27 protein-coding genes are annotated in these 21,804 nt (G+C 61.1%); 10 read left to right on the top strand and 17 right to left on the bottom strand.

Going from position 1 to position 21,804, the window contains the following annotated elements; translation table 11 throughout:
• Position 1: 1 nt before the first annotated feature.
• The 6 genes from BMW90_RS15655 to BMW90_RS15630 form a co-directional block, all read right to left on the bottom strand.
• Positions 2–1,375 carry a M23 family metallopeptidase gene (locus BMW90_RS15655; protein ID WP_074837398.1) on the bottom strand — a complete coding sequence of 458 codons (1,374 nt, stop codon included), beginning with the start codon at positions 1,373–1,375 and terminating at the stop codon, positions 2–4.
• A complete protein-coding gene (locus BMW90_RS15650; RefSeq protein WP_048535486.1) occupies positions 1,372–1,998 on the bottom strand; it encodes an SCO family protein in 627 nt (208 codons plus the stop codon). Before BMW90_RS15650 ends, BMW90_RS15655 begins: the two co-directional genes overlap by 4 nt.
• The gene (locus BMW90_RS15645) at positions 1,998–2,423 is read right to left on the bottom strand and encodes a copper chaperone PCu(A)C (protein WP_407657394.1); all 426 of its coding nucleotides are present in this window, start codon (positions 2,421–2,423) and stop codon (positions 1,998–2,000) included. The genes BMW90_RS15650 and BMW90_RS15645 overlap by 1 nt, the downstream gene beginning before the upstream one ends.
• Before the next feature lie 67 nt (positions 2,424–2,490).
• Positions 2,491–3,150 carry a DsbA family protein gene (locus BMW90_RS15640; RefSeq protein WP_048535485.1) on the bottom strand — a complete coding sequence of 220 codons (660 nt, stop codon included), beginning with the start codon at positions 3,148–3,150 and terminating at the stop codon, positions 2,491–2,493.
• Positions 3,147–3,569, bottom strand: coding sequence for a disulfide bond formation protein B (locus BMW90_RS15635; RefSeq protein WP_074837397.1), 423 nt, complete (start codon positions 3,567–3,569; stop codon positions 3,147–3,149). Before BMW90_RS15635 ends, BMW90_RS15640 begins: the two co-directional genes overlap by 4 nt.
• Positions 3,570–3,574: 5 nt before the next feature.
• On the bottom strand, positions 3,575–4,141 hold the full coding sequence (locus tag BMW90_RS15630; RefSeq protein ID WP_074837436.1) for an SCO family protein: 567 nt from the start codon (positions 4,139–4,141) through the stop codon (positions 3,575–3,577).
• A gap of 213 nt (positions 4,142–4,354) precedes the next feature.
• Between BMW90_RS15630 and BMW90_RS15625 the strand changes: the two genes are divergently transcribed.
• The 7 genes from BMW90_RS15625 to BMW90_RS15595 all read left to right on the top strand — a co-directional run bounded on the left by BMW90_RS15625 (position 4,355) and on the right by BMW90_RS15595 (position 10,120).
• Positions 4,355–4,783, top strand: a complete 429-nt coding sequence (locus BMW90_RS15625) for a MerR family transcriptional regulator (RefSeq protein WP_074837396.1) — start codon at positions 4,355–4,357, stop codon at positions 4,781–4,783.
• Between the two features lie 82 nt (positions 4,784–4,865).
• Positions 4,866–5,486, top strand: coding sequence for a cation efflux transmembrane domain-containing protein (locus BMW90_RS15620; RefSeq protein WP_074837395.1), 621 nt, complete (start codon positions 4,866–4,868; stop codon positions 5,484–5,486).
• Positions 5,487–5,698: 212 nt separating this feature from the next.
• Entirely contained in the window at positions 5,699–6,133 is a 435-nt protein-coding gene (locus BMW90_RS15615) for a CBS domain-containing protein (RefSeq protein WP_048535478.1), read from the top strand.
• A gap of 143 nt (positions 6,134–6,276) precedes the next feature.
• Complete coding sequence (locus BMW90_RS15610; protein ID WP_074837435.1) at positions 6,277–7,236, top strand: cation diffusion facilitator family transporter; 960 nt, start codon at positions 6,277–6,279, stop codon at positions 7,234–7,236.
• On the top strand, positions 7,208–7,570 hold the full coding sequence (locus tag BMW90_RS15605) for a SpoIIAA family protein (RefSeq protein WP_048535477.1): 363 nt from the start codon (positions 7,208–7,210) through the stop codon (positions 7,568–7,570). The genes BMW90_RS15610 and BMW90_RS15605 overlap by 29 nt, the downstream gene beginning before the upstream one ends.
• A gap of 316 nt (positions 7,571–7,886) precedes the next feature.
• Positions 7,887–8,915 carry an IS30 family transposase gene (locus BMW90_RS15600; RefSeq protein WP_074837394.1) on the top strand — a complete coding sequence of 343 codons (1,029 nt, stop codon included), beginning with the start codon at positions 7,887–7,889 and terminating at the stop codon, positions 8,913–8,915.
• Complete coding sequence (locus BMW90_RS15595; protein ID WP_083416078.1) at positions 8,828–10,120, top strand: TRAP transporter large permease; 1,293 nt, start codon at positions 8,828–8,830, stop codon at positions 10,118–10,120. Before BMW90_RS15600 ends, BMW90_RS15595 begins: the two co-directional genes overlap by 88 nt.
• Positions 10,121–10,147: 27 nt before the next feature.
• On the opposite strand, the gene BMW90_RS15590 is transcribed toward BMW90_RS15595, so the two are convergent.
• Genes BMW90_RS15590 through BMW90_RS26710 form a run of 5 tightly spaced genes read right to left on the bottom strand, consistent with a single transcriptional unit; the run spans position 10,148 to position 14,551 of the window.
• A complete protein-coding gene (locus BMW90_RS15590) occupies positions 10,148–11,074 on the bottom strand; it encodes an electron transfer flavoprotein subunit alpha/FixB family protein (protein ID WP_074837392.1) in 927 nt (308 codons plus the stop codon).
• Positions 11,074–11,832: an electron transfer flavoprotein subunit beta/FixA family protein gene (locus BMW90_RS15585; RefSeq protein WP_074837391.1), complete on the bottom strand. Its 759-nt coding sequence runs from the start codon at positions 11,830–11,832 to the stop codon at positions 11,074–11,076. Before BMW90_RS15585 ends, BMW90_RS15590 begins: the two co-directional genes overlap by 1 nt.
• 12 nt (positions 11,833–11,844) lie before the next feature.
• Positions 11,845–12,585: an enoyl-CoA hydratase gene (locus BMW90_RS15580; protein ID WP_074837390.1), complete on the bottom strand. Its 741-nt coding sequence runs from the start codon at positions 12,583–12,585 to the stop codon at positions 11,845–11,847.
• Positions 12,585–13,592, bottom strand: a complete 1,008-nt coding sequence (locus BMW90_RS15575) for a phosphotransferase family protein (RefSeq protein WP_074837389.1) — start codon at positions 13,590–13,592, stop codon at positions 12,585–12,587. Before BMW90_RS15575 ends, BMW90_RS15580 begins: the two co-directional genes overlap by 1 nt.
• A complete protein-coding gene (locus BMW90_RS26710; RefSeq protein ID WP_074837388.1) occupies positions 13,589–14,551 on the bottom strand; it encodes a DUF7064 domain-containing protein in 963 nt (320 codons plus the stop codon). The genes BMW90_RS15575 and BMW90_RS26710 overlap by 4 nt, the downstream gene beginning before the upstream one ends.
• 144 nt (positions 14,552–14,695) lie before the next feature.
• Here BMW90_RS26710 and BMW90_RS15565 point away from each other — a divergent pair, with 144 nt between their 5' ends.
• Both BMW90_RS15565 and BMW90_RS15560 read left to right on the top strand, forming a co-directional pair.
• Entirely contained in the window at positions 14,696–15,193 is a 498-nt protein-coding gene (locus BMW90_RS15565; RefSeq protein ID WP_074837387.1) for a PaaI family thioesterase, read from the top strand.
• Between the two features lie 40 nt (positions 15,194–15,233).
• On the top strand, positions 15,234–15,686 hold the full coding sequence (locus BMW90_RS15560) for a MaoC family dehydratase (protein ID WP_074837386.1): 453 nt from the start codon (positions 15,234–15,236) through the stop codon (positions 15,684–15,686).
• Positions 15,687–15,692: 6 nt separating this feature from the next.
• On the opposite strand, the gene BMW90_RS15555 is transcribed toward BMW90_RS15560, so the two are convergent.
• On the bottom strand, positions 15,693–16,571 hold the full coding sequence (locus BMW90_RS15555) for an SDR family oxidoreductase (RefSeq protein WP_074837434.1): 879 nt from the start codon (positions 16,569–16,571) through the stop codon (positions 15,693–15,695).
• A 134-nt stretch (positions 16,572–16,705) separates the two neighbouring features.
• Here BMW90_RS15555 and BMW90_RS15550 point away from each other — a divergent pair, with 134 nt between their 5' ends.
• Complete coding sequence (locus BMW90_RS15550) at positions 16,706–17,467, top strand: SDR family NAD(P)-dependent oxidoreductase (protein ID WP_074837385.1); 762 nt, start codon at positions 16,706–16,708, stop codon at positions 17,465–17,467.
• Positions 17,468–17,475: 8 nt separating this feature from the next.
• Here the strand turns inward: BMW90_RS15550 and BMW90_RS15545 are convergent, their stop codons facing one another.
• From BMW90_RS15545 to BMW90_RS15525, 5 genes are read right to left on the bottom strand one after another with little or no spacing between them, the layout of a single operon-like run.
• Complete coding sequence (locus tag BMW90_RS15545) at positions 17,476–18,327, bottom strand: MaoC/PaaZ C-terminal domain-containing protein (protein WP_074837384.1); 852 nt, start codon at positions 18,325–18,327, stop codon at positions 17,476–17,478.
• A complete protein-coding gene (locus BMW90_RS15540) occupies positions 18,327–19,238 on the bottom strand; it encodes an SDR family NAD(P)-dependent oxidoreductase (RefSeq protein ID WP_074837383.1) in 912 nt (303 codons plus the stop codon). Before BMW90_RS15540 ends, BMW90_RS15545 begins: the two co-directional genes overlap by 1 nt.
• A 52-nt stretch (positions 19,239–19,290) precedes the next feature.
• A complete protein-coding gene (locus BMW90_RS15535) occupies positions 19,291–20,436 on the bottom strand; it encodes an acyl-CoA dehydrogenase family protein (protein ID WP_074837433.1) in 1,146 nt (381 codons plus the stop codon).
• A 42-nt stretch (positions 20,437–20,478) separates the two neighbouring features.
• On the bottom strand, positions 20,479–21,354 hold the full coding sequence (locus BMW90_RS15530; protein ID WP_074837382.1) for an HpcH/HpaI aldolase/citrate lyase family protein: 876 nt from the start codon (positions 21,352–21,354) through the stop codon (positions 20,479–20,481).
• The gene (locus BMW90_RS15525; RefSeq protein WP_074837381.1) at positions 21,351–21,803 is read right to left on the bottom strand and encodes a MaoC family dehydratase; all 453 of its coding nucleotides are present in this window, start codon (positions 21,801–21,803) and stop codon (positions 21,351–21,353) included. The genes BMW90_RS15530 and BMW90_RS15525 overlap by 4 nt, the downstream gene beginning before the upstream one ends.
• Position 21,804 lies beyond the last annotated feature (1 nt).

Raw genomic sequence — 21,804 nt, 5'->3', positions numbered from 1 at the left:
ATCAAAGCCTTTCGGTTGTCGTCTGTGCAAATTCGCTGGCGAGCCTCTCAGCAAGAAGTGAACGCGCCTCACGCAGTCGCTCAAGCGCGGCCGTGTCGTCCGCTTCACGCTCGGCCGCCCCTGCCAATCGGTCGTCAGAGAGAGGGTCGGTTGGGCGACCGTCCACCAGCACTTCGTAATGTAGGTTGGGGCCTGTCGCGGTACCCGTCGCACCGACGCGGCCAATCAAATCTCCGGCGATCACGCGTTGCCCTTGTGTGAGCCCGTCCGGTACGGCGCTGAGATGGGCGTAGCGCGTCAGGGTGTCGGAGCCATGCGCGATTTCAACCACCCGGCCATACCCACCGCGGCGGCCGATGAAGCTAACGCGGCCAGGTGCCGTCGCCTGTACCGGCGTGCCGCGCGCCGCCGCGAAGTCGACCCCTGTGTGCATCCGTACGTTGCCGTAGACCGGATGGGTGCGACGGCCGAAGACTGAACTCAGCCGTGCACCTTCGACCGGTTGCGCGAACACGCGCAGGACTTCTCCGTCGACATAGATCGTCGCTTGGCCGCTGCCGTCGTTCGGCCAGACGATTTCATAGACCGAGCCATCGATATCCAGTGCGGCAAAGGCAAGCACGGGCTGACCAATCCTCTTGTTCCCGTCTCGGGCCTCGCGCCAAAGGAGGCGCATCGTCTCGCCACCCGCAAGATCACGACGGAAATCCACGGTGCCGCCCAGCATCTGCGCCAGGTCCACCGCAAAACGGGCGGGGATGTCTGCCGTGTCCAGGGCAGCGAAAATCGAGCTCTCGATCACCGCCTCGCCGGCGAAAGTCACCAATTCCGGGTCCGGCTCCAACACGCGAGCGGCAAGCTGTTCGCCGAAGACCGCCTCTATCCGGACACCGTCTTCGACGGCGAGTTCTAAACGACGCGGATTGCCATCCATCGTGGAAACCACGGTAATGACGTGACCCGGACGCAGACGGCGCAGATCGTATTCCGTGCCAATCGCCAAGGCGATTTCGGCGCGATCCGAAGCATCCAGCCCCGCATCGGAAAGGACCGCATCAAGCGTCTCGCCCGACGCAATCTCGCGCGACCAGGTGACCAGCGGGGGCTCGATAGATGGCAAGGAGGTATCAGCGGGGGAAACGGTCAGGAGGGGCCGGGGTCTGAACTCGAATGCGATATCTGCCTGGGCGAGTGTAGGGCGGACCGAATTGGTTTCGGTAATCCGAGGCGGCGCAAGCGGATCGGGAGTCCAGAGGGTCGCTTCAGCAATCGCAGGGGGCACCGGTTCTTTGGACAGAACGCCAGAGATGGCGATGGCGGTCACCGAAAACGCGCCTGCGACCGCAACGACCGCCAAGACAGTTCTTATCTTCATGTTGCCCCCTCTACGTCTTCTGTCAGTGCGCGCCGGATCTTCGGCACCGCGAATTCTCTTGGCTCGTGATAGTCGATCATGGTGACGAGCTCACCCTCGGCATCGAACAGGAATACGCTTGCCGTATGGTTCATCGTATAGCCGCCGCCCTCGGTCGGGACGCGCTCAAATGAGGCACGAAACCCTTCTGCAGCGCGGGCAATCTGGTCTTCCGGCCCCGTCCAGCCACGAATGACCGGATGAAAATAGCCGACATATTCGGCCATGGCCTCGACCGTGTCCCGCTCCGGGTCGACCGTGATGAAGACCACGTTCATCTCTGATGCTTCGTCGCCCAGTTCCTCAAGCCAGCCGGAAATATCCGATAGGGTCGTCGGGCAGACGTCCGGGCAGTAGGTGAACCCGAAAAACACCATTGTCGGACGACCGATCAGGTTGCCAGGCCCTACCTCATTTTCCTCGTGGTCGGTCAGCCGGAACTCCATCGCCGACAGGGGCAGGGGCCGCTGTCCTTTTGGTTCAGGCGCACCGGGCCCGTCCACCCGCCACCAGCCCACGAAGAGCGTCAGGCCAAGAAAGCCGGCACCGGCTGCGCCGTATAGAACGAGCTGCCGACGTTGCATCAGCCCTCCGGTCCACGCGCGGCGATTCCGAGGATTGGGACCTCGACCGTTACCTCGCCGCCATTCGAAAAGGTCAGTGTCAGCGGGAAAGTCTCGCCTTCGGTCATCGGCTCTTGCAGCTTCATGAGCATGGCGTGCAACCCTCCCGGCTCCAATGCCACGCTTTGGCCGGGCTCAATCGTGATCTCGCCTGCAGGCACCATGGAACTGACGCCATCGGAGTTGGTTTTCGACTCATGGATCTCGGGCATCATGGCCAGCGGTGTCGCAAGTCCGGTCAGCGTAACGGCGTCTTCACCCGTGTTGCGCACGGTCATATAGGCGGCACCCGGCCTGTTGACGCCGATCGAGGCGCGGGACCACGCGTTCTCGACCACGACATCCTCCGAACCGGCCAGTGCGGGGGCCGACAGCCCTGCAACCATCAGAAGCACGGCCAATGCATTGGTATATCTCAGCTTCTTCACCACTCGTTTCTCCTGCTTCCGCGAATCAGCTTTGGCTTGCCGCAACTTCCACTGCCACCAGCCTCCGCAATTCGGCCTCACCGAACGGATCGAGAGGCTTGCCGTTCACGAAGAACGTGGGCGTTTGTCGCACGCCTACGGTTTCGAGATCAGCTCGGTCCTGGTTGAGCACCGCCACAACACCGGGGGCCAGCATCTGTGTCCGGGCGGCATCCGTATCGAGCCCTGCGGTCGAAGCTATCTGTAAAATCAAACCCGGCTCCGGCGCCCCGTGCGAGGCCCACCTCGGCTGCTCGCGCAGGACTGCCTCAAGCACGGGTTCAAACACGTCCTGCATGCGCGCCGCCTCGAGCACACGGATCGCTTCTACTGACGCCTCGCCGTGAAAAGACGTGTAGCGAATTACAACGCGCACCGCGTCTCCGTGCTCCGCCATGATATCCTCGACGACCGGATAGAAAGCGCGGCATGCCTCGCAGGCTGGGTCGAAGAATTCAACGATGGTTACGGGCGCATCCGTAGGTCCAAGGATCGGGGAATAGGGTCGGATCAGCGCGTCGGCCAATTCAGGGTCGATGGGATCGGCCGCGGCAATCGGGTCGGGGCGGCTGGAATACCAGGCGGCACCGCCGAAACCGGCGACACCGAGCGCGAGAACGGACAGGATGAGGCCGCGTCGTTTCATTCTTGTGTTTCCTTCAGTGAGACGGCCGACAGCAGCCCGATCACCACGAAGGCGACGAGCGCCATCAAAGGAATCGGAATGCCGAAGACCAGTTGATTGTCGTCGGTACAGGATGGGCCGGTGGCCGTGCAGGGCTGGATGCGTTCGGGGATCAGCCCGACATAGAGGCCCATATGCCAAAGCGCGACGGCGGCACCGCCCAAGGCCAGCGCGATCCCGTAGCGACCCACACGCCGGTCCTGCCACCAGAGCCCGAGCCCGAGGATGATGGCCAAGGGAAACATGAAGGCACGCTGAAACCAGCAAAGCACGCAAGGTGTCTGCCCCAGAACCTCGCCGATGAAAAGCACTGCAAGCGACGCGGTGAGCGCGATGATCCAGGCCAGGCCAAGGGCCGTCTCTCCGGAAAGTCGGGTCATGACGATCAGATCCTCTGTCTCAGATCGGCGAGGATCTCTTCGGCGGGCGTGCCGTAGGGCCAGGAGTCCGCGAAGCCTGCTTGCGTGTCGAAAAGGAAAAGATGCGACGTGTGACCCATCGTGTATCCGCCCGGCGCAGTCGCCTGCTCGATCCGCTCAAAGAATATCGGAAAGGTTTCGGATGTCGCGGCGATCTGCTCCGGTGTACCGGTCAGCCCGATGATCCCTGCGTCGAACAGGGGCACATACTCGGCAAGTGTAGTCGGCGTATCCCGCTCCGGATCGATCGTTATGAAAATCGGCTGGACCTTTGCCGCCTCATCGCCCAAGCCCTCCATCACGGCCGCGACTTCGGACAGCGTAGTCGGACAGACGTCAGGGCAATTGGTGAAGCCGAAGAAGACCAGCATCCAGCGACCTTTGAAATCTTCGTCCGTTTGGATCATGCCCCGATGATCGGTCAGTTCGAAATCAGCAAGAAACGGTGGTTCATTCTCGGCTCGGGCAAGGTCGGCACGGTAGTCGGACCATAGCAACAGCCAGATGAAAACGAACGCCGCCGCGCCCGCCAACACCCACAATACCTTCTGAAGACCTGAAAGCCTCACGCCGCTCCGCCCGAACCTGATTCTATATTTTGTGTGCGTCTACATCCTCTAGCTACTGTAGGTTCAAGCGTGATTGTCACCGATCGGCCAACAATCACCTATCTGTGAAACTCAGGTGAAGCTTGTGATGCGCACCGCATAAAGCTACACCCACTGTAGGTAATGTGGGGAGCGGAAATGCTGACGATTGGGACTCTGGCGAAGAAGACCGGAACAAAAGTGCAGACCATCCGGTATTACGAGCAGATCGGACTTATGCCTGAGCCCGGCAGGACCGAGGGGGGCCAACGACGCTATGGCGACGCCGAACTCGACCGCTTGTCATTCGTCCGGCACGCTCGGCAACTGGGCTTCTCGTTGGACGCGATCCGTGAGCTCCTCGATCTCAGCGATCATCCGGGAAAGTCCTGTGCAGAGGCGGATGCAATCGCCCGTCGGCAACTCAAACAGGTCGAGCGACGATTGGCGCGGCTCGAGGCGCTGCGGACGGAATTGAAGCGGATGGTGCATGAGTGCAGCGGCGGACAGACTTCTGATTGCCGTGTGCTCGAGGTACTGCGCGACCATTCCGAATGCCTGACCGACCATGAAGAGATCGGCGCCTGAGCAATTTCGACGACCTTTGATCGGAACGCAAAAAGCCCGGTGTTAGTTACTCATTGGCAATTCACTAATTTGGATACCCGGCATGGCGGAGCAGAGAAACGCAACGGAAAGACGCACACTCTGGATCGTGCTGGGTCTCAACATCGGGCTGGCAATCGCTTTCTTCGCCTCGGGCGCATTCGGCGATTCAAGCGCGCTTATCGCCAATGGCCTCGACAATCTGTCGGACAGTTTCGTCTACGCGATCAGCCTCTTCGCACTGTCCCGCTCCGCCAAGTGGAAGCGCGGAGCCGCAAACGTTTCGGGCGGCCTGCTGATCCTCTTCGCCCTTGGCATCCTTTATGACGCCTGGCGCCGCTACGTCGGCGGATCGGATCCTCTTGGCACCATCATGATTGTCATGGCGCTGGTAGCGGCGGCCATCAACGCACTTTGCGTCTGGCTGCTGGCAAGGCTTCGCGATCCAGACGTGAACATCCGAGCGGCGAATACCTTCAGCTGGAACGACTTCGCGGCCAATCTCGGAATCGTCGTCGCAGGCGGGCTCGTGGCCTGGCTCGGTACGAACTGGCCGGACCTAGTCGTGGGCGTGATTGTCGCCGGCATCGCGGCCTGGGGTGGCGTCGGAATCCTGAAAGACGCGCATGGTGAACACCACAAGGCGGTGCACGATGACAATCAGGCAAGTGAGGACATTGCCTGAAATCGGGGCTTGAAGCTACAGTGACTGTAGCAACTACATATTCTCGTGAACGATTCGAGGAGATATCTGATGGCCGCCGTCGACAGATCCCTGACCGATTGAAAACGGGCAGCTGCAAACCGCGTGCGAAAACTTGCCGGCAAGCGCGATACTAGGAACTCGGACACCAGTTTTCCGGTTTAGGTACTATCACCAAAGCAAGGAGTAAAATCATGCAAGTTCACGAGATCATGTCCAGCAATCCAACTTGTTGCGGTCCCGAGACTTCGATCCAGGACGCTGCGAAACTGATGGATGAAAAGTCGGTCGGCTCCCTTCCGGTGGTAAATGACGTCGGTGAGCCGGTCGGCATGGTCACGGACCGCGACATTTGTTGTGGTGCCGTTGCGCAGGGCAAGCCTACCGACACGCCCGTTTCTGACGTTATGTCCGCCGATGTACTAACAGTCTCACCTGATGAGGACGTGGAAAGCTGTTGCAGTAAGATGGAAGAAAAGCAGGTGCGCCGCAGCGTGGTTCAAGATGAGAGCGGCAAATGCTGTGGGATCGTGGCTCAAGCGGACGTGGCGCGGCAGGCTAGCGGCCCGGAAACCGCAGAGTTGGTTCAGGAAGTGTCGCAACCGGAGAAGAACTCCGGCTGCTGCTGAGCCACCAGCGCGACAGATCGGAGGTGGCCGCATTTAAATGCATGAAGCCAGTCCGTTCTGCGCGATTAGAAAGACATTCAAAACGCGGCGCTCGCCCGCGTTTTGATTCGTTTTGATCCCCCGCGTGAAAAGGAATGCGCCTGATGGCTCACGACCACGCCCATATCGACCCAGATTCCGGTGATCGTCGCGTCTCCATCGCCATCTGGGCCAACGGCCTCCTGACGGTCGCGCAGATCGCCGGCGGGATCCTTTCCGGCAGCCTCGCGCTGATCGCGGATGCCCTGCACAATTTCTCGGACATGGCGTCGCTGGTGATCGCCTTCCTCGCGCGTAAGATCGCACGCCGCCCGGCGGACAAGCGCATGACCTTCGGCTATGGGCGGGTAGAAATCGTCGCAGCGCTCATCAACTACACGACACTTATCCTGATCGGCTTCTACCTGATCTACGAGGGTGGCATGCGCATGATCGACCCACCAGAGGTACAGGGCTGGACGGTGGTGATCCTGGGCGGTGTGGCACTGGTCGTCGACACGTTGACGGCAATGCTCACCTATTCGATGCAAAAAGGCAGCGTGAACATCCGTGCACTCTTCCTGCACAACCTGTCGGACGCTTTGGCCTCCGTGGCGGTCATCATCGGCGGCTCGCTCATCCTCCTTTACAACATGCGGTGGGTCGACCCGGCGATCACCATCGGCATCGCTCTCTACATCCTTTACCTCGCATTTACCGAGATCGGCGGTCCGATTCGCACGCTAATGCTCGGCAGTCCACCGGACATCGATAACGAAGCCGTCGTTGAGGCGATGCGGGGTGTGGATGGTGTCGCGGACGTTCATCACGTGCATCTGTGGCAGATGCAGGAGCACGAGGCGGCTCTGGACTGCCACGTCGTGCTGACAGCGGACGGCTGGGGTCAAATCGAAAAGGTCAAGGCCACGATCAAAGACCGGCTGAAGGACGATTTCAGCATCGGCCATTCGAGTCTGGAATTTGAGCACGAAGACCGCGCGCACCAAAACGCCAACCTTTACGGTCACGGCAAGCCGGAAGAAGAGGAGAAAAACCATGTTCACCGAGACACTGACAGATCATGACGAGATGATTGGCCTTGCCTGCGAGGGCAAGCTCAGCGAAAGTGACCTGATGCGGATGCACGCCCTGCTTCATCAGCGCCTGCAAGAGACAAGCAAGCCCGGCCTGGTTCTCGATCTTACGAGGTTTGAAGGCTACGAGGGGCCGTCCGCTCTGCTCGAAGATCTGAAGATCGACACAGCCCATAGGAACGACTTCCGCCGCGTTGCTGTGGTGGGCGAAGGGGCTTTGATGGAGTGGGGCACCAAGTTCGCCGATGTGCTGACCAAGGCCGAACTTCGCCAGTTCGACCCCTCGGGAACGGATGCGGCAATCGCTTGGGCAAGTGAAAGGTAGGGGAGCTTTCAATCAGATGCCTTCGCAGAAGGCAGCATCTGTTCGAAACCATAAACAGAAGAACTACAGCAGTTGCGAGGCCCAAGAGCAATCCGAATTTTCTGAACATGGTCGCTCCTTTCGCAAAGGAGTAACTTCAGTACGGTGGCACCGCCCTTGCCGGGGCATTATCAAATCGTAATGTTTTAGCGGCTCAGGGCGCCAGTTGGTTAACATAAACTTCATTATGCGCGTTTGTGTTGTACGCGGGTGCGCGCTACCTTGAAGTGCGACTCCTATTAGAAACCAATGGGTTATCTAATCAGGAGATCGTGCCATGGGAGCCGCTTACACGCAACTGAGTCTGAATGAACGCCGTAGGATCGAGGATTGGTGGCACGCAAAGGTCCCTGTCCGAGAGATGGCGCGGGTTCTGAAGCGCCACAAGTCGACCATTCACCGAGAGATCAAACGCAACTTCTGGGCCGATGATGCCTTTCCGAAGAAGTACGCCGGGTACTTCGGACATGCGGCCCAGCTGCGGACGCAGAAGCGCCGATCCGTGCAGAGAAAGCTGATCCGGCATCCGGATCTTTGCAAGGCCGTCGTAACCCGTATCAAGCTTGGATGGACGCCCGAGCAGATCGGCAACCGGATGATCTTCGAGCGTGCCAGGACGCGGGTCTGCCAGGAGACGATCTACCGCTACATCTACTCGTCGGAAGGCATGGCGCAGGAGCTGTGGTGGTACCTGCCGGAACATCGCAAGGCCCGTCGGCCGCGCCGTGCGAGAAAGCGGCAAGCGCCCAGGTTCGACCGTGATGTCAGCATCCTTTTCCGACCTGACGATGTCGCGCATCGTCGTCAGTTCGGACATTGGGAGGCTGATCTTATGCTGTTCGAACAGAACCTTGGCCAGTCCAACGTCACTTCACTCGTTGAGCGGGTCAGTCGGTTCACCGTGCTTCTGAGGAACCCCAGCAAACGAACGAGACCAGTGATGGGCAAGATCATGAAGGCCGTGCAGGACCTACCCCATCTCGCCCGCAAATCGATCACCTTCGATCGCGGCACCGAGTTCGTAAGCTGGCCACATCTGCAGGCCGAGATCGGCACGCAGACCTGGTTTTGTGATCCGTCTTCGCCTTGGCAAAAGGGCACGGTCGAAAACACCAATCGGCGCGTCCGCCGGTGGCTGCCCCGGAAGCGTGACATCAACAAGATGACGGACCACGAGATGAAGAAGCTCTGCGATCAGCTCAACAACACGCCTCGGAAATGCCTCGGCTGGAAGACCCCTGCCGAGGTCTTCCGGGAGAAAATGATGGAGGAGATCCACCGCAGCCCCTACCCTCGCAGGCAATAGGAGTCGCGGTTCAGGTATCGCTCACAAATCGCTTCGCGCTGTCATTGGTCGGCTGGATGCGCGGCGGGCTCGCGCATGTGAACATCGTCGCATCCGTGGTTTTTTCGGGGATGTCGGGCAGCGCGCTCGCCGACGCTGCGGGGATCGGGACGATGCAGATCAAGGCAATGACAGATCGCGGCTATCCCTTGGACACCGCGGTCGGTGTGACAGCCTCCTCTGCCACCCTCGGTCCGATCCTGCCGCCGTCGCTGCCCATCATCATTTTTGGAATGGTCACCAACGTCTCGGTCGGCGCGCTGTTCCTGGCCGGTCTCCTTCCCGGTCTGCTCATGACGCTTCTGCTGATGGGAATGGTTTTCGTTCTCGCCTGGCGCAAAGGCTGGCGCACGGACATGCCGTTCAACGGACGCGCCTTCGGCGTTTCGGTCCTGGAAATCGGCCTTGTGGTCAGTTTCCCCGTGGCTATCTACGTCCTGATAAGTTTGGGTTTGAATGCCAATCTCTCGATTGGCCTGTCGCTTGGCGTCCTTCTGCTGCTCGACGTGATATTCAGCTTCTCGGCGGTCCTTGCCCTGCTGACTCCGGTGCTTCGCATCGGCGGCATGACACTGGGGTGGTTCACTCCGACAGAGGCCGCGGTGGCCGCCGTGATCTGGTCGCTGTTCCTCGGCCTCATCCGATACCGCGCCCTGTCCGCAAAGACTTTAAGCCGGTCTGTCATGGATACCATTGAAACGACGGCGTCGGTTCTGTTCATCGTGGCGGCGGCTTCCGTGTTCGCGTGGTTGCTGACCATCAGTCAGGCGACCCAGATGCTGTCCGAAAGCCTGTCGACGCTGACGGACAACCGTTATGTGTTCCTGCTGCTTGTGAACCTCATGCTTCTGGTCGTGGGGGCCTTCCTCGACACGACGGCTGCGATCACGATCTTGGGTCCCGTTCTGATTCCGATGGCTGCGGGCTACGATGTCCATCCGGTCCAGCTTGGAATAATCTTCACGCTGAACCTGATGATCGGCTTGCTGACACCGCCGGTCGGGATGATCCTGTTCGTCATGGCACGCATCAGCCGACTCTCGATCGAACAGGTATCCCTAGCCGTCCTGCCATGGCTGATCCCGCTGATCATCGCGCTGGCAATCATCACGCTCGTTCCAGCAGTGACACTCTGGTTGCCGCAATATCTCGGTCTTGTCCGGTAGCGCGGACCGCGCGACCGGACAAGACCGCTAGAGCTTTTCAGTCAGCGCCGGGACAGCTTCGAAGAGGTCGGCCACAAGGCCGTAATCCGCGACCTGGAAGATCGGGGCCTCTTCGTCCTTGTTGATCGCGACGATGACCTTGCTGTCCTTCATGCCAGCAAGGTGCTGGATCGCGCCGGAGATGCCGACGGCGATGTAGAGCTCCGGTGCCACGACCTTGCCGGTCTGGCCGACCTGCCAGTCGTTCGGGGCGTAGCCCGAGTCGACCGCGGCGCGCGACGCGCCAACGGCGGCGCCCAGCTTGTCGGCGAGGCCCTCGATGATCGCGAAGTCGTCCTTGGAGCCGACGCCGCGGCCGCCGGAGACAACCACCTTGGCGGAGGTCAACTCGGGGCGGTCGGAGGTTGCCATGGCATCCTCGACCCATTCCGACAGGTCCGGATCTTCGGCCGTGGCCGCGTCGGAGACAGAAGCGGAGCCGCCGTCACCAGCCGCGTCGAAGGTGGAGGTCCGGAAGGTGATAACCTTCTTTTCATCCTTTGACTTTACAGTCTGGATCGCGTTTCCGGCATAGATCGGACGCTCGAAGGTATCGGCATCCACAACGCCTGACACATCCGTCAGGATCATCACGTCAAGGAGGGCAGCAACACGCGGCATGATGTTCTTCGCATCCGTCGTGGCGGGGGCCACGATGTGCGAGTAATCCCCGGCGAGGGAGACGATCAGCGCGGCCACAGGCTCGGCCAGGCGGTGGCCGTAGAGCGCATCCTCGGCGACCAGCACAGAGGCGACACCGTCGATCTTGGAGGCGGCGTCACCGGCGGACTTGGCCGAGGCGCCACAGCACAGAACCGTCACATCGCCCAGGGATTTCGAGGCAGAGACAGCCTTGGCGGTGGCGTCCATCGCCAGTTCGCCATCGTTGACTTCGGCAAGCAGAAGAACGGCCATTACACGATCCCCTTCTCTTTGAGTTTCGCCACGAGGGTGTCCACGTCGGGCACCATCTCACCGGCCTTGCGCGCTTCGGGCTCCGAGGTCTTCACGATCTCCAGGCGCGGGGAGACATCGACGCCGTAATCGTCGGCTGTCTTCTCGTCCAGCGGCTTCTTCTTCGCCTTCATGATGTTGGGCAGAGAGGCATAGCGCGGTTCGTTCAGGCGCAGGTCGGCGGTGATGATGGCGGGCATCTTCACCTTGATGGTCTGCAGGCCGCCGTCGACTTCGCGCTTCACGACGGCATGATCGCCGTCAACGTCCAGCTCGTTGGCGAAGGTCGCCTGGGACCAGCCGAGCAGGGCCGAGAGCATCTGGCCGGTGGCATTCATGTCGTTGTCGATCGACTGCTTGCCCGCGATGACGAGGCCGGGGGCCTCTTCGTCGATCACGCCCTTGAGGATCTTGGCGACGGCCAGCGGTTCGATGTCGTTGTGCACGTCATCGGCGGCGACAACCAGGATGGCGCGATCGGCCCCCATGGCAAGCGCGGTGCGCAGGGTTTCCTGCGCCTGCTTCACACCGATCGAGACGACGACAACCTCTTCGGCTTTCCCGGCCTCTTTCAGCCGGATCGCCTCTTCCACGGCAATCTCGTCGAACGGGTTCATCGACATTTTGACATTGGCAAGATCGACACCCGATCCGTCCGCTTTCACACGAACTTTCACGTTGTAGTCGATCACGCGTTTGACAGGCACAAGTACCTTCATCTGCGGTCTCTCCTAGTTTCCATGTTTCGTTTCTCCAGCCGCGAGGGTCACCTGGCGATTGAGATCTGCTGCGCGTTCGCTCTCCAGTACAAGGGCGTCGCGCAACGGCAAACCGTATCCGTCGTCGATGACCGCCTTGATCCGGGCGATATGCGCCGGGTCCCATTGTGCGATCCCGGCGGCGATTTCCCGCGCGGCGGGCAACAGGTCATCCGGAGCGACAACGCGTGTCACGAACCCCATCTGTGCCGCTTCAGTCGCCGATACGCGCCGCGCGGTCAGCGAAATCTCCTTGGCCGAGGATGGCCCGACAATCCGGGGAAGGCGTTGCGACAGGCCCCAGCCGGGCAGCAGGCCGATCTTGGCATGGGTGTCCTGAAACCACGCTGTATCCGCCGCGACCACGATGTCGCAGGCCAGCGTGATTTCGAAACCGCCAGTCACGGCAAGCCCGTTGATAGCGGCGATCAGGGGGGTCTTGAGTGCGCCTATGGTTGCGCCGATGTCGCTGCTGCCGATATTGTCGGTGACGCTGTTGCCTGAGCCTTCCAGTTCCCGCACGTCCAGACCGGCGCAAAAGGTGCGTCCGGTGCCGGTGAGGATGATCGCTCGGATGTCCTGGTTGGCGTCCAGGTCCTTCAGCGCCGCGACCAGCCCGTCCCGCAGCACACGGTTCAGCGCATTGAGAGAGTCAGGGCGGTTCAGGGTCACGACGGCGATTCCGTCTGCAATATCGATTCCGAGTTCATCCATCACAGTATCCTAAGAAAGCGCTCGGCCGCCGCGATGAAGCGCGGGGCCTGCGTCGCATCGGTGTAATAGGTGTCGCGCGCCAACCTGTGCTGGTAGTCGTAAAGCACCGCCAGCTTCCACGCCGACATGGCCCCATACCAAGACAGGCGGGACAGATTGCGGCCTGTCACCTCGGCGTAGCGGGCAAAGACCTCTTCGCGCGCGGGGAAACCGGGTTCAAGAAACGCAGCTGACAGCTCCTGCGTCGGGGTCATCTCTTCGCCTGCAACGGGATAGCAACAAGCCATGTAACCCAAGTCCAGAAGCGGATCGCCGATTGTGGCCAGTTCCCAGTCCAGGATCGCCAGAAGACGCGGCTTGGGATCCGACCAGATCAGGTTGCCGAGCCGGAAGTCGTTGTGCACGATCGACTCGCCGGATTCAGCCGGAACGTCGCGCTTCAGCTCGGACGCCATATCGCTCAGCCAGGCCGGCGCGGGATCGTCGCGATGGTTCATCAACCCTTCGATGCGCTTCAGGTGTCGCGCGTTGAACCCCTCGGGCCGCCCGAAGTCGGCCAGACCGCAGGCGCGCCAGTCGACGGCGTGCAGATCGGCCAAAGCATCCACCATGCCGAACACCATCGAAGCGCCATCGCGTTGCGCGTCGAAACCATCGGGCAGGCGGTCGGTGATGATGTGACCGGGCACGTGCTCCATGATGTAGAACGGGACATCCAGCACCTCACCCGCACTCGCGACGGCATGGACCCCGGGCACCGGCAGGTTCTGACCCGCCAGCGACGAGAGCACCCATGCCTCGCGTTCAACGTCGTTCGCGCCCTTGGGCAGCGGCGGCGGAGGTGGGCGGCGCAGCACTGCGTTTCCACCTTTCACCCGGATCAGGTAGGTCAGGTTGGAATGGCCGTCGCCGATCCGCTTCGGTGCGGGCGCGCCTTCGTACAGGCCCTTGTCCGTCAGGTAGGCATCCAGCGCGGCAAGCGTCGTTGCGTCCCAGTCCCAGTTCATATTCCGCCGGCCGCCTTGAGTTCGATCATCTTGTCGAGGTAGTCGACGGGCCATTGGCATTCGAACTGCCCTGCCCCGTCCTGTCCGTCGATCTTGACCCTGCAGGCCGCTTCGGAAATCATCGTGGCATAACGTCCGCCGGTCGGAAGCTTGACCAGGCCGAAGCGTTCCATCTCCATCTCGCATGTGTCGCCGCGTGTGTCGGTGATTTCGACCATGATTCCGGTCTGCATCATCCGTTCGTCGAACTGTGCCTTCTGTTTGACGCTGGCGATCGGCACCAGTTCACCATCCCGGATGACGTAGCCTCCGACGCCCCATTCCCCGACCGCCTGCCAGATCCATGCATTGACGATCCGCGAGGCGTCGGGCGTATAGGCCACCAGCCATTTCCAGTGCTGCGGGGCCTGCCAGTGGCGCGTGCCCCAGGAGTGATCGCGGTGTCCGATCCGATCCAGATCGATCCGATTGCCGTCCCATTCGATGTGGCCCTTGACCCAGCCGGACTGTTCCAGCCGGTTCTCGGCGAACCATCCGGGCAGGTCATCCGGGTTGGAGCGATAGCTGAACTGGTCGTGAAAGCCTTCGAAACTGTAGTCGAGCGTTACCTTTTCGGACTTGAACGAGATCCGCGCGGTCTTCTGATCGGCGGGCTGACGGACGTGCAGGCCTTCCAACCGGAAGTCATCGAAATCCATGTCCTCGGGCACATGACCCTGCACCAGTTCCAGCACATAGGGCTTTCGGTCCGCACCCCAGAGGATCAGGTTGAAACCGGCCCGTCCATCGCCGGTGAGGTAGAGATAGCACTGAAATCCCAGTTCGTGTTCCGGCATGATGATCTGCCAGAAAAGGGAATCCCGCATCTTGCCGCCCGGTTCGGGACGATGGCGCAAGTCGTCGTCCTGCATATAGCCGGGGTCGGATACTTCTGGCGCGGTCTTGATCCAGTCAATCATGGCAATCTCCTCCGTTCTGACCGTTTTGCCGATTGAAGCCCCAAAGGTCAATAACAGTTATGGTGCGTATGGTAATCTACCGAATTATATTCTGGACATGAAGGTCCTGACAGGTTTTCATGATGCCGAAAGATGAGGCGCCGCATGGACCACTCAAAAGCAATCGATCTTCTGGCCAACGACATGCCCGACGACCCGCCAGAAGGGTTCAAGGTTCTGGCTATCGAAGAAGGGTTCAACCTGTGGATCGGGTCGGTCTACGGGAAAGTCGTCGATGGCCGACTGAAGTTCGGTCTCCGGATCCGGCGCAGGCATCTGAACCCGCATGGAACAGCCCATGGCGGGTTGATCGCCTCGCTGGCTGACCTGCAGGGCTTGTCATGTCAGAAAGAAAACCCGGACTTGAGGTTCATGCTCATGCCGACGGTTCAGATGTCGGTCGATTATCTTGCCCCTGCCCGCCTGGGTGACTGGGTCGAAATGTCCACTCGACTGGTCCAGCAAACGCGAAGCCTTCTGTTTACCGATACGCTTGCCAGGGCAGACGGCCGTAACATATTCAGATCCAACGCGATTTTCCGCATCACCAAATCAACCGACGTATCTGGCAGTGTTCTCGGCGACCGGTTCCTGAACGATTGAGCGGGTCGCGGACTGATGCAGCATCGAAGGAGCGAAGAGAATGTCTTCGGACTGGTATGAAGATCAGATCATAGGCAGCAGCGGTCAGTCCCCCACAAGGACGATCACTGATCACGACATCTTCGGCTTCGGTGGAATCACCGGCGACATGGCCGAGCTGCACACAAGCGATACCGTTGCCAATGCCAGCCATTTCGGCACGCGCGTCGCCCACGGCATGCTGTCATTGTCTCTGATGCACGGGCTTGTCGTGCGAAGCGGGCGGCTGGTAACCTCCGGCATGGCCGTTCTGGGCTGGTCGCAAATCAAGTTCGTCGCACCGGTGCCCGTCGGCACGACGGTCCGGGCGGAATGGGAAACGATCGGCCTGCGGGAAAGCGCCTCACGTCCCGATGCAGGAATCGTCACCGACAGGCTGACCCTGACGAACACCGAGGGCACGCTTCTGGTGACGGGCGACGTTGCGGAACTGGTGCGCCGACGTCCAAGCTGACACCACTCAGTCAGAGGCCTTGGGCTTCAGGACCTCGGGCATCACGGCGCGATGAAAGCCGTTGAATTCGGGGATGTTCTTAGGAGCATAGTCTTGCGTCCAGGTCTGGCGGCTATTCGGGGCGCCGCCGTCAACGCGCAAGCAGCTCCCGGTGATATAGGCCGCAGCAGGGGACAACAGATAGACGATGGCCGCCGAAATCTCGGCTTCGGTACCGTAGCGCGGCAGTGGCACCTTGTCGGCGTATTCCAGCAGTCGCTGCGCGATATGAGGTTCGTACTGGTCGAATCCGGACGAGGCGATTCCCCCCGGCGCGACAGAGTTGACGCGCACCCCGGCATGGGCCCATTCGCAAGCCGCAGTTTCCGTCAAAGTGTGCATTCCTCCGCGGGCCGCACCGGAATGGCCCATCTCGGGCCAGCCGTGCCACATGTCGGCGGTGATGTTCACAATGGCACCGCCATGTTGCTCCATCCAGCGGTTGTAGGCTTCACGCATGAAAATGAAACCGCCCGTAAGGTTGTTGCGGACCACGGCCTGAAACCCTTTGGTCGTGATATCCTTGAGTTCCGCGCGATATTGTCCGCCGGCATTGTTCACCAGTCCGTCGAGGCGACCACAGGTTTCGATGGTGCGGTCGATCACCTCGATCACCTGCTCTTCCTCGCGGATGTCGCATGTCATCGGCGTGACCGTGCCACCATCGGTCCGGATCTCCTGACTGACCGTTTCCAGCTTGTCCGGGTTCCGCCCGACGATCACGACATGGGCGCCCAGATGTGCAAGCTCATGCGCGGTGCAACGCCCTAGCCCAGAGCCGCCGCCGGTGACGATGATGGTCCTGTCGCTGAACAGATCCGTGCGGAAAACCGACTCGTATCCCATCATTTCCTCCCTCGATGGCTGATGCGACCCCGACGGCCGAATACTCGGTCGCCAGAATACGCAGAAAGATAACTCAAACTCTATATTGTAGCATATGATAAGCAAGCATATTGCCGAAGCAGGAGGAAATTTTCATGAACACCTATGATCTGAAAGGGAAACGGGCGCTTGTCACGGGCGGCGGATCTGGCATCGGGCTGGCCACGGCACGGCTTTACCTGCAAAGCGGTGCGCAGGTCGCGATCTGGGGCCGAAATCCCGACAAGCTGGAAACCGCCCGGCGCGACCTCAGTGAATTCGGCGATGTGCTCACCGCCTCGGTCGATGTGTCCGACGCGGATCAGGTGGGTAGCGCGGCAAGGGCGCTGCTTTCGGAATGGGGCGGGCTGGATATCCTTTTCAACTGTGCGGGCCATTCGGTCGCCTTCGGACCCTTCCCGACGCTCAGCCTCGACGTCTGGCGTCAGGCACATGCGATCAACCTCGACAGTGTCTTCCACACTTGTCAGGCGTTCCTGCCAGGCATGCTGGACCGCGGATGGGGCCGGATCATCAACACGACCAGCCAGGCGGCCAAGGACGGCAGCCCGCAGATGTCACCCTATGTTTCCGCCAAGGCCGGTGTGATCGGGTTGACCAAATCGCTTGGACGAGAGCTGGCGGCAACAGGGGTGCTCGTCAACGCGATCTGCCCGACCGTCTTCGAAACACCGCTGGTCGACGAGATGTCGGGTAAATCGCCCGGTGCGATGGACGCCGCTGTGAAGATGATACCGATGCAGCGCATGGGCCGCCCCGAAGAAGCGGCTGAAATGGTGGCTTGGCTATCGTCGCCAGGGTGCAGCTTCAACGCAGGGACGGTGTTCGATCTTTCGGGGGGGCGGGCGGTTTATTGACCCCGAAGTCAGTCGATCAGGGACACGCCCTGATCGATCACCACGCGGTCGCCGACACGGGCTTCGAACAGCACCTGCGAGCCATCTTTCCAACAGGTGAAGTCCAGCTGGTCGCCGGGCAGCACGATTCCGGCAAACCGCAGGTTCAGCGATTTCATCCGCTTCGGATCGCCGTCGCAGAATGCCCGCAGAACCACGGCGCAGGCCGTTCCATAGTTGGCCAGACCGTGCAGGATCGGCTTGTCGAAGCCGGCGCTGCGGGCCACGTCGTAGTCGGCGTGCAGCGGGTTCAGGTCGCCCGACAGCCGATAGATCAGCGCCGCCCGGTCCGAGGTCCTGACGGCCTCCGCATGATCGGGTGCGCGCCCGGGCATTTCGGGGCGCTCTGTGCGGGGCATGGGGTCGCCACCGAAGCCGCCGTTGCCGCGCATCGCCACGGTCTGATCAATGGTACAGTAGACGGTACCCGTATCCGCATCGATGACCTGACGGCGCAGAATGCAAACAGAGCCCTTGTCAGGACCGCGATCGTAAAGTTCCTTGATCTCTGCTCGGCTTCTGACATTGGCCTGCGTCGGCAGCGGCGTGTCGAACCGCACCGCGTGGGCCATGTGCAGCACTTTGACCCAATCAATCTCGAGTTCAGGGATTTTGGGCCACATTCCCGGCGTCGCCAGAACCACCGCGAAGGAGGGCAGGACACGGAGCCGGTCCTCGAGCAGGAAGTTCAGGTCATCGCTTTCACCCGGTGCGAGCGGCAGGCCCACGCCAAGCGCATAGAGGATCGCATCTCTCGCGTCGTAGGACTGGGCCTTTTCCTCGAAATCCCAGCTGAGCAGCCGCTCTGCGTCAAAGGCCATCAGACCGGATCCCAAGTGAAGACGTCGCCGGACTTGTGCAGCGGGTAAAAGTCATTCTCGAACTGCGGGAAGACCCGGTCGATGATCGCTTCCGGGGACCAGCCTTCAGCGGTATGCGCCGTGCGCAGCGGACGGGGCTGGGAGAAGAGGTAGATCTCGTTGTTGCGCGACCCGAAGACCTGACCCGAAACCGTCGAGGCCGGAGCCGAGAGCGCCACGCAAAGCGCCGCTACCTTTTCCGGAACCAGTTTCTTGAGCCCTTCGACGCGTTTCTGCTGTTCCGGCGTCTCTGCCGGGATCGACGAAACCATCCGTGTCCAGGCGAAGGGCGCCACGGCGTTCGAACGCACGCCGAAGCGCTGCATGTCGATGGCGATCAGCTTGGACATCGCGACGATGCCCATCTTGGCCGCGCCGTAGTTCACCTGTCCAAGGTTGCCGATCAGGCCCGAGGTGGAACACATATGCACATAGGTGCCGCTGGCCTGCATCTTGAAATGGGGCGCAGCGGCGCGACTGACGTTGAAGGACCCCTTGAGGTGCACGCCGATCACGGCATCGAATTCCTCTTCGGTCATCTTGTGGAACAGCACGTCGCGCAGGTTTCCGGCGTTGTTCACTACGCCGTCGATCTGCCCGAACGTGTCGAGCGCGGTCTGCACCATGGCGTGTGCGTCATCCCAGCTTGCGACCGAACCGAAGTTGGCAACCGCGCGGCCACCCATGGCTTCGATCTCGGCCACGACCTCTTCCGCGGGCTGCGTGTCCGATGTGTCATCGCCCTTGAGCGACACCCCGAGGTCATTGACAACGACGGCTGCCCCGGCCCGTGCCATCTCGACGGCGACAGCCTTGCCTACGCCACGCGCGGCGCCGGTCACCAGCACCACCTTGCCATCCATCACGCCCATCTGCGCCTCCTTGTTCGTCTTGTGTGATCGCGAGCCCTGTGCCCGCCGACCGTCAGTAACTTTTGGGAAGGTCGAGGACCTTTTCCGCGATGAACGACTGGATCAACTGTTCCGTCACCGGGGCGATACGGGTCACCGTGACCTCGCGCAGCAGGCGTTCGACATGATATTCCTTGGCATAGCCAAAGCCGCCGTGGGTCAGCACCGACTGCAAGCAGGCGTCATAGCCCGCGCGTGCCCCCAGGAATTTGCCGGCGTTGGCCTCTGCCCCGCAGGACTTGCCGGCATCGTAAAGCTCGGCCGCCTTCATCAGCATCAGCCATGCGGATTCGAGGTACATCCACTTTTCGGCCAGCGGATGCTGGATCCCCTGGTTCTGCCCGATCGGCCGATCGAAGACGACCCGCTCGCGGGCGTACCTCGCGGCACGGTTCAACGCGTCGCGGCCGATAGCCACCGCTTCGACACCGACCAGCACGCGCTCGGGATTGAGGGAATGAAGGATGTAAGAGAACCCCTTGCCCTCTTCGCCGATCATATGCTCATCCGGGATGAACAGGTCATCGATGAAAATAGCGTTGGAATCGACCGCCTTTCGACCCATCTTGGGAATGCGCTGCACGTCGATGTGTTTGCGGTCCAGATCGGTGTAGAAGATCGTGATGCCGTCCGTCGGCTTCTTGCAGTCCTCGAATTTCGTGGTGCGCGTCAGCAGCATGATCTTGTTCGCCACCTGCCCGGTGGAGGTCCAGACCTTCTGCCCGTTCACCCGGTACCCGCCCGGCACTTTTTCCGCGAAGGTCTTGATGCGCGTGGTGTTCAGACCGGCGTCCGGTTCCGTGAAACCAAAGGCAACCTTGTCCTGACCGCTGACCAGCCGCGGAATCCATTCGGATTTCTGTTCCTTCGTGCCGAAGACCACGACCGGGTGCGGACCAAACAGGTTGATATGCACGGTCGAGGCCGCGGCCATACCGCCGCCATAGCTGGCGACCTCGTGCATCATGATCGCCGCCTCGGTCACGCCCAGACCGGCACCGCCGTATTCCTCTGGCATTGTGATCCCAAGCCAGCCGGCATCCGCCATGGCCTTGTGAAATTCGTGCGGGAACTTGCCGTCGTCGTCCCGTTCCAGCCAGTAGTCGGGATCGAACTTGCTCACCACACCGCGTACACCATCGCGGATCGAGTCGAGCATTTCGTCACGTTCTTCTGCAGAATCATACATGTGCAGTCCTCCCTAGCCTTCACCGATGGCGGCCAGCGTCCGGCGGGCCGTCTTGAGGTGGGGTATGTCATACATTTTCCCGTCGATCCCGATGGTGCCGAGATCGGGGTTCTCTTCGAAAGCCGCGACGATCCGGCGGGCCAGCGCCACGTCTTCGTCGGAGGGCGCAAAGGCCGCCTGAATTCCCGCGACCTGCGCGGGGTGAATGGCAAGCCTCCCGAGAAAGCCGTCGCGGCGCGACACCTTGCAGGAGGCCGTCAGGCCGTCAGGGTCGCGAAAGTCGCCATATAAAGTGTCCAGCGCCTGAACCCCGGCATTGGCCGCCGCGAACAGGCACAGCGAGCGCGCCAGTTGATAGGGCTGGGTCCAGTTGCCGTCCGCTTCCTTGTTGGATGTTGATCCGACGACAGCGCCCAGATCCTCCGCCCCCCAGGTCAGCGCGGCAAGGCGCGGATGCGCCGGCGCGTAGGAGCCGAGGTTGAACATCGCCGCCGCGGTTTCCGTGGCGACGACCACCACCTTGATCTGGTTCTTTTCCATCCCCGCCGCCGCCTCGAGCGGGTCAAGCAGGTCGGACAGCCTTTGCAGGTCCTCGGCGCCATTGGCCTTTGGCAACATGATCCCATCGAGGCCGGGGCGCACGATGGCCTTCAGGTCATCCTCGGTCAGCCCCGTATCGAAGGGGTTCACACGCACGAAGAACGACCAGTCGCGCGGGCCATTGTGCGCATCGATCCAGCCAGCCAGGGTCTCGCGTGCGGCGGCCTTCTGGGCGGGGGCCACGGAATCCTCGAGATCAAGGATCAGACCGTCGGCACCGAGGCCGCGCGCCTTGTCGAACTTTTTCTCGGAATCCGCCGGAACGAAGAGAAGGGCTGTCAGGTTCATGTCGGCTCTTTCATCATCAGGGCAAGCCGATGACAGACGCAGACTTCTTCGTCGCGCTGGTTCAGCCCGCGATGGATGAAGGTGATGATCCCCTGATTGGGCCGCGACTTCGACGGCCTCATCTCGGCAACCTCGGTCGTCGCGCGGATCGTGTCACCGTAGAATACCGGCTTCGGAAATGTCGTTTCCTTGAAGCCGAGGTTGGCGATGGTTGTGCCAAGCGTGGTCTCCCCGACCGACAGGCCGATCACCAGCCCGAGGGTGAACACCGAATTGACCAGCGGTTTGCCGAATTCGGTCTTCGCGCAATAGTCGTAGTCCAGATGGATTGCCGCGGGGTTCATCGTCGCGGTCGAAAAGGTGACATTGTCGCCTTCGGTCACCGTACGACGCGTCTCGTGTTTGATGATCTCACCGATGGTGAACTGATCGTACCAGCGTCCTGCCATG

Source organism: Marinovum algicola, assembly GCF_900109145.1.
GTDB lineage: Bacteria > Pseudomonadota > Alphaproteobacteria > Rhodobacterales > Rhodobacteraceae > Marinovum > Marinovum algicola.
The sequence above is the reverse complement of the archived record's forward strand: the minus strand, read 5'-3'. Positions and strand labels throughout refer to the sequence as shown.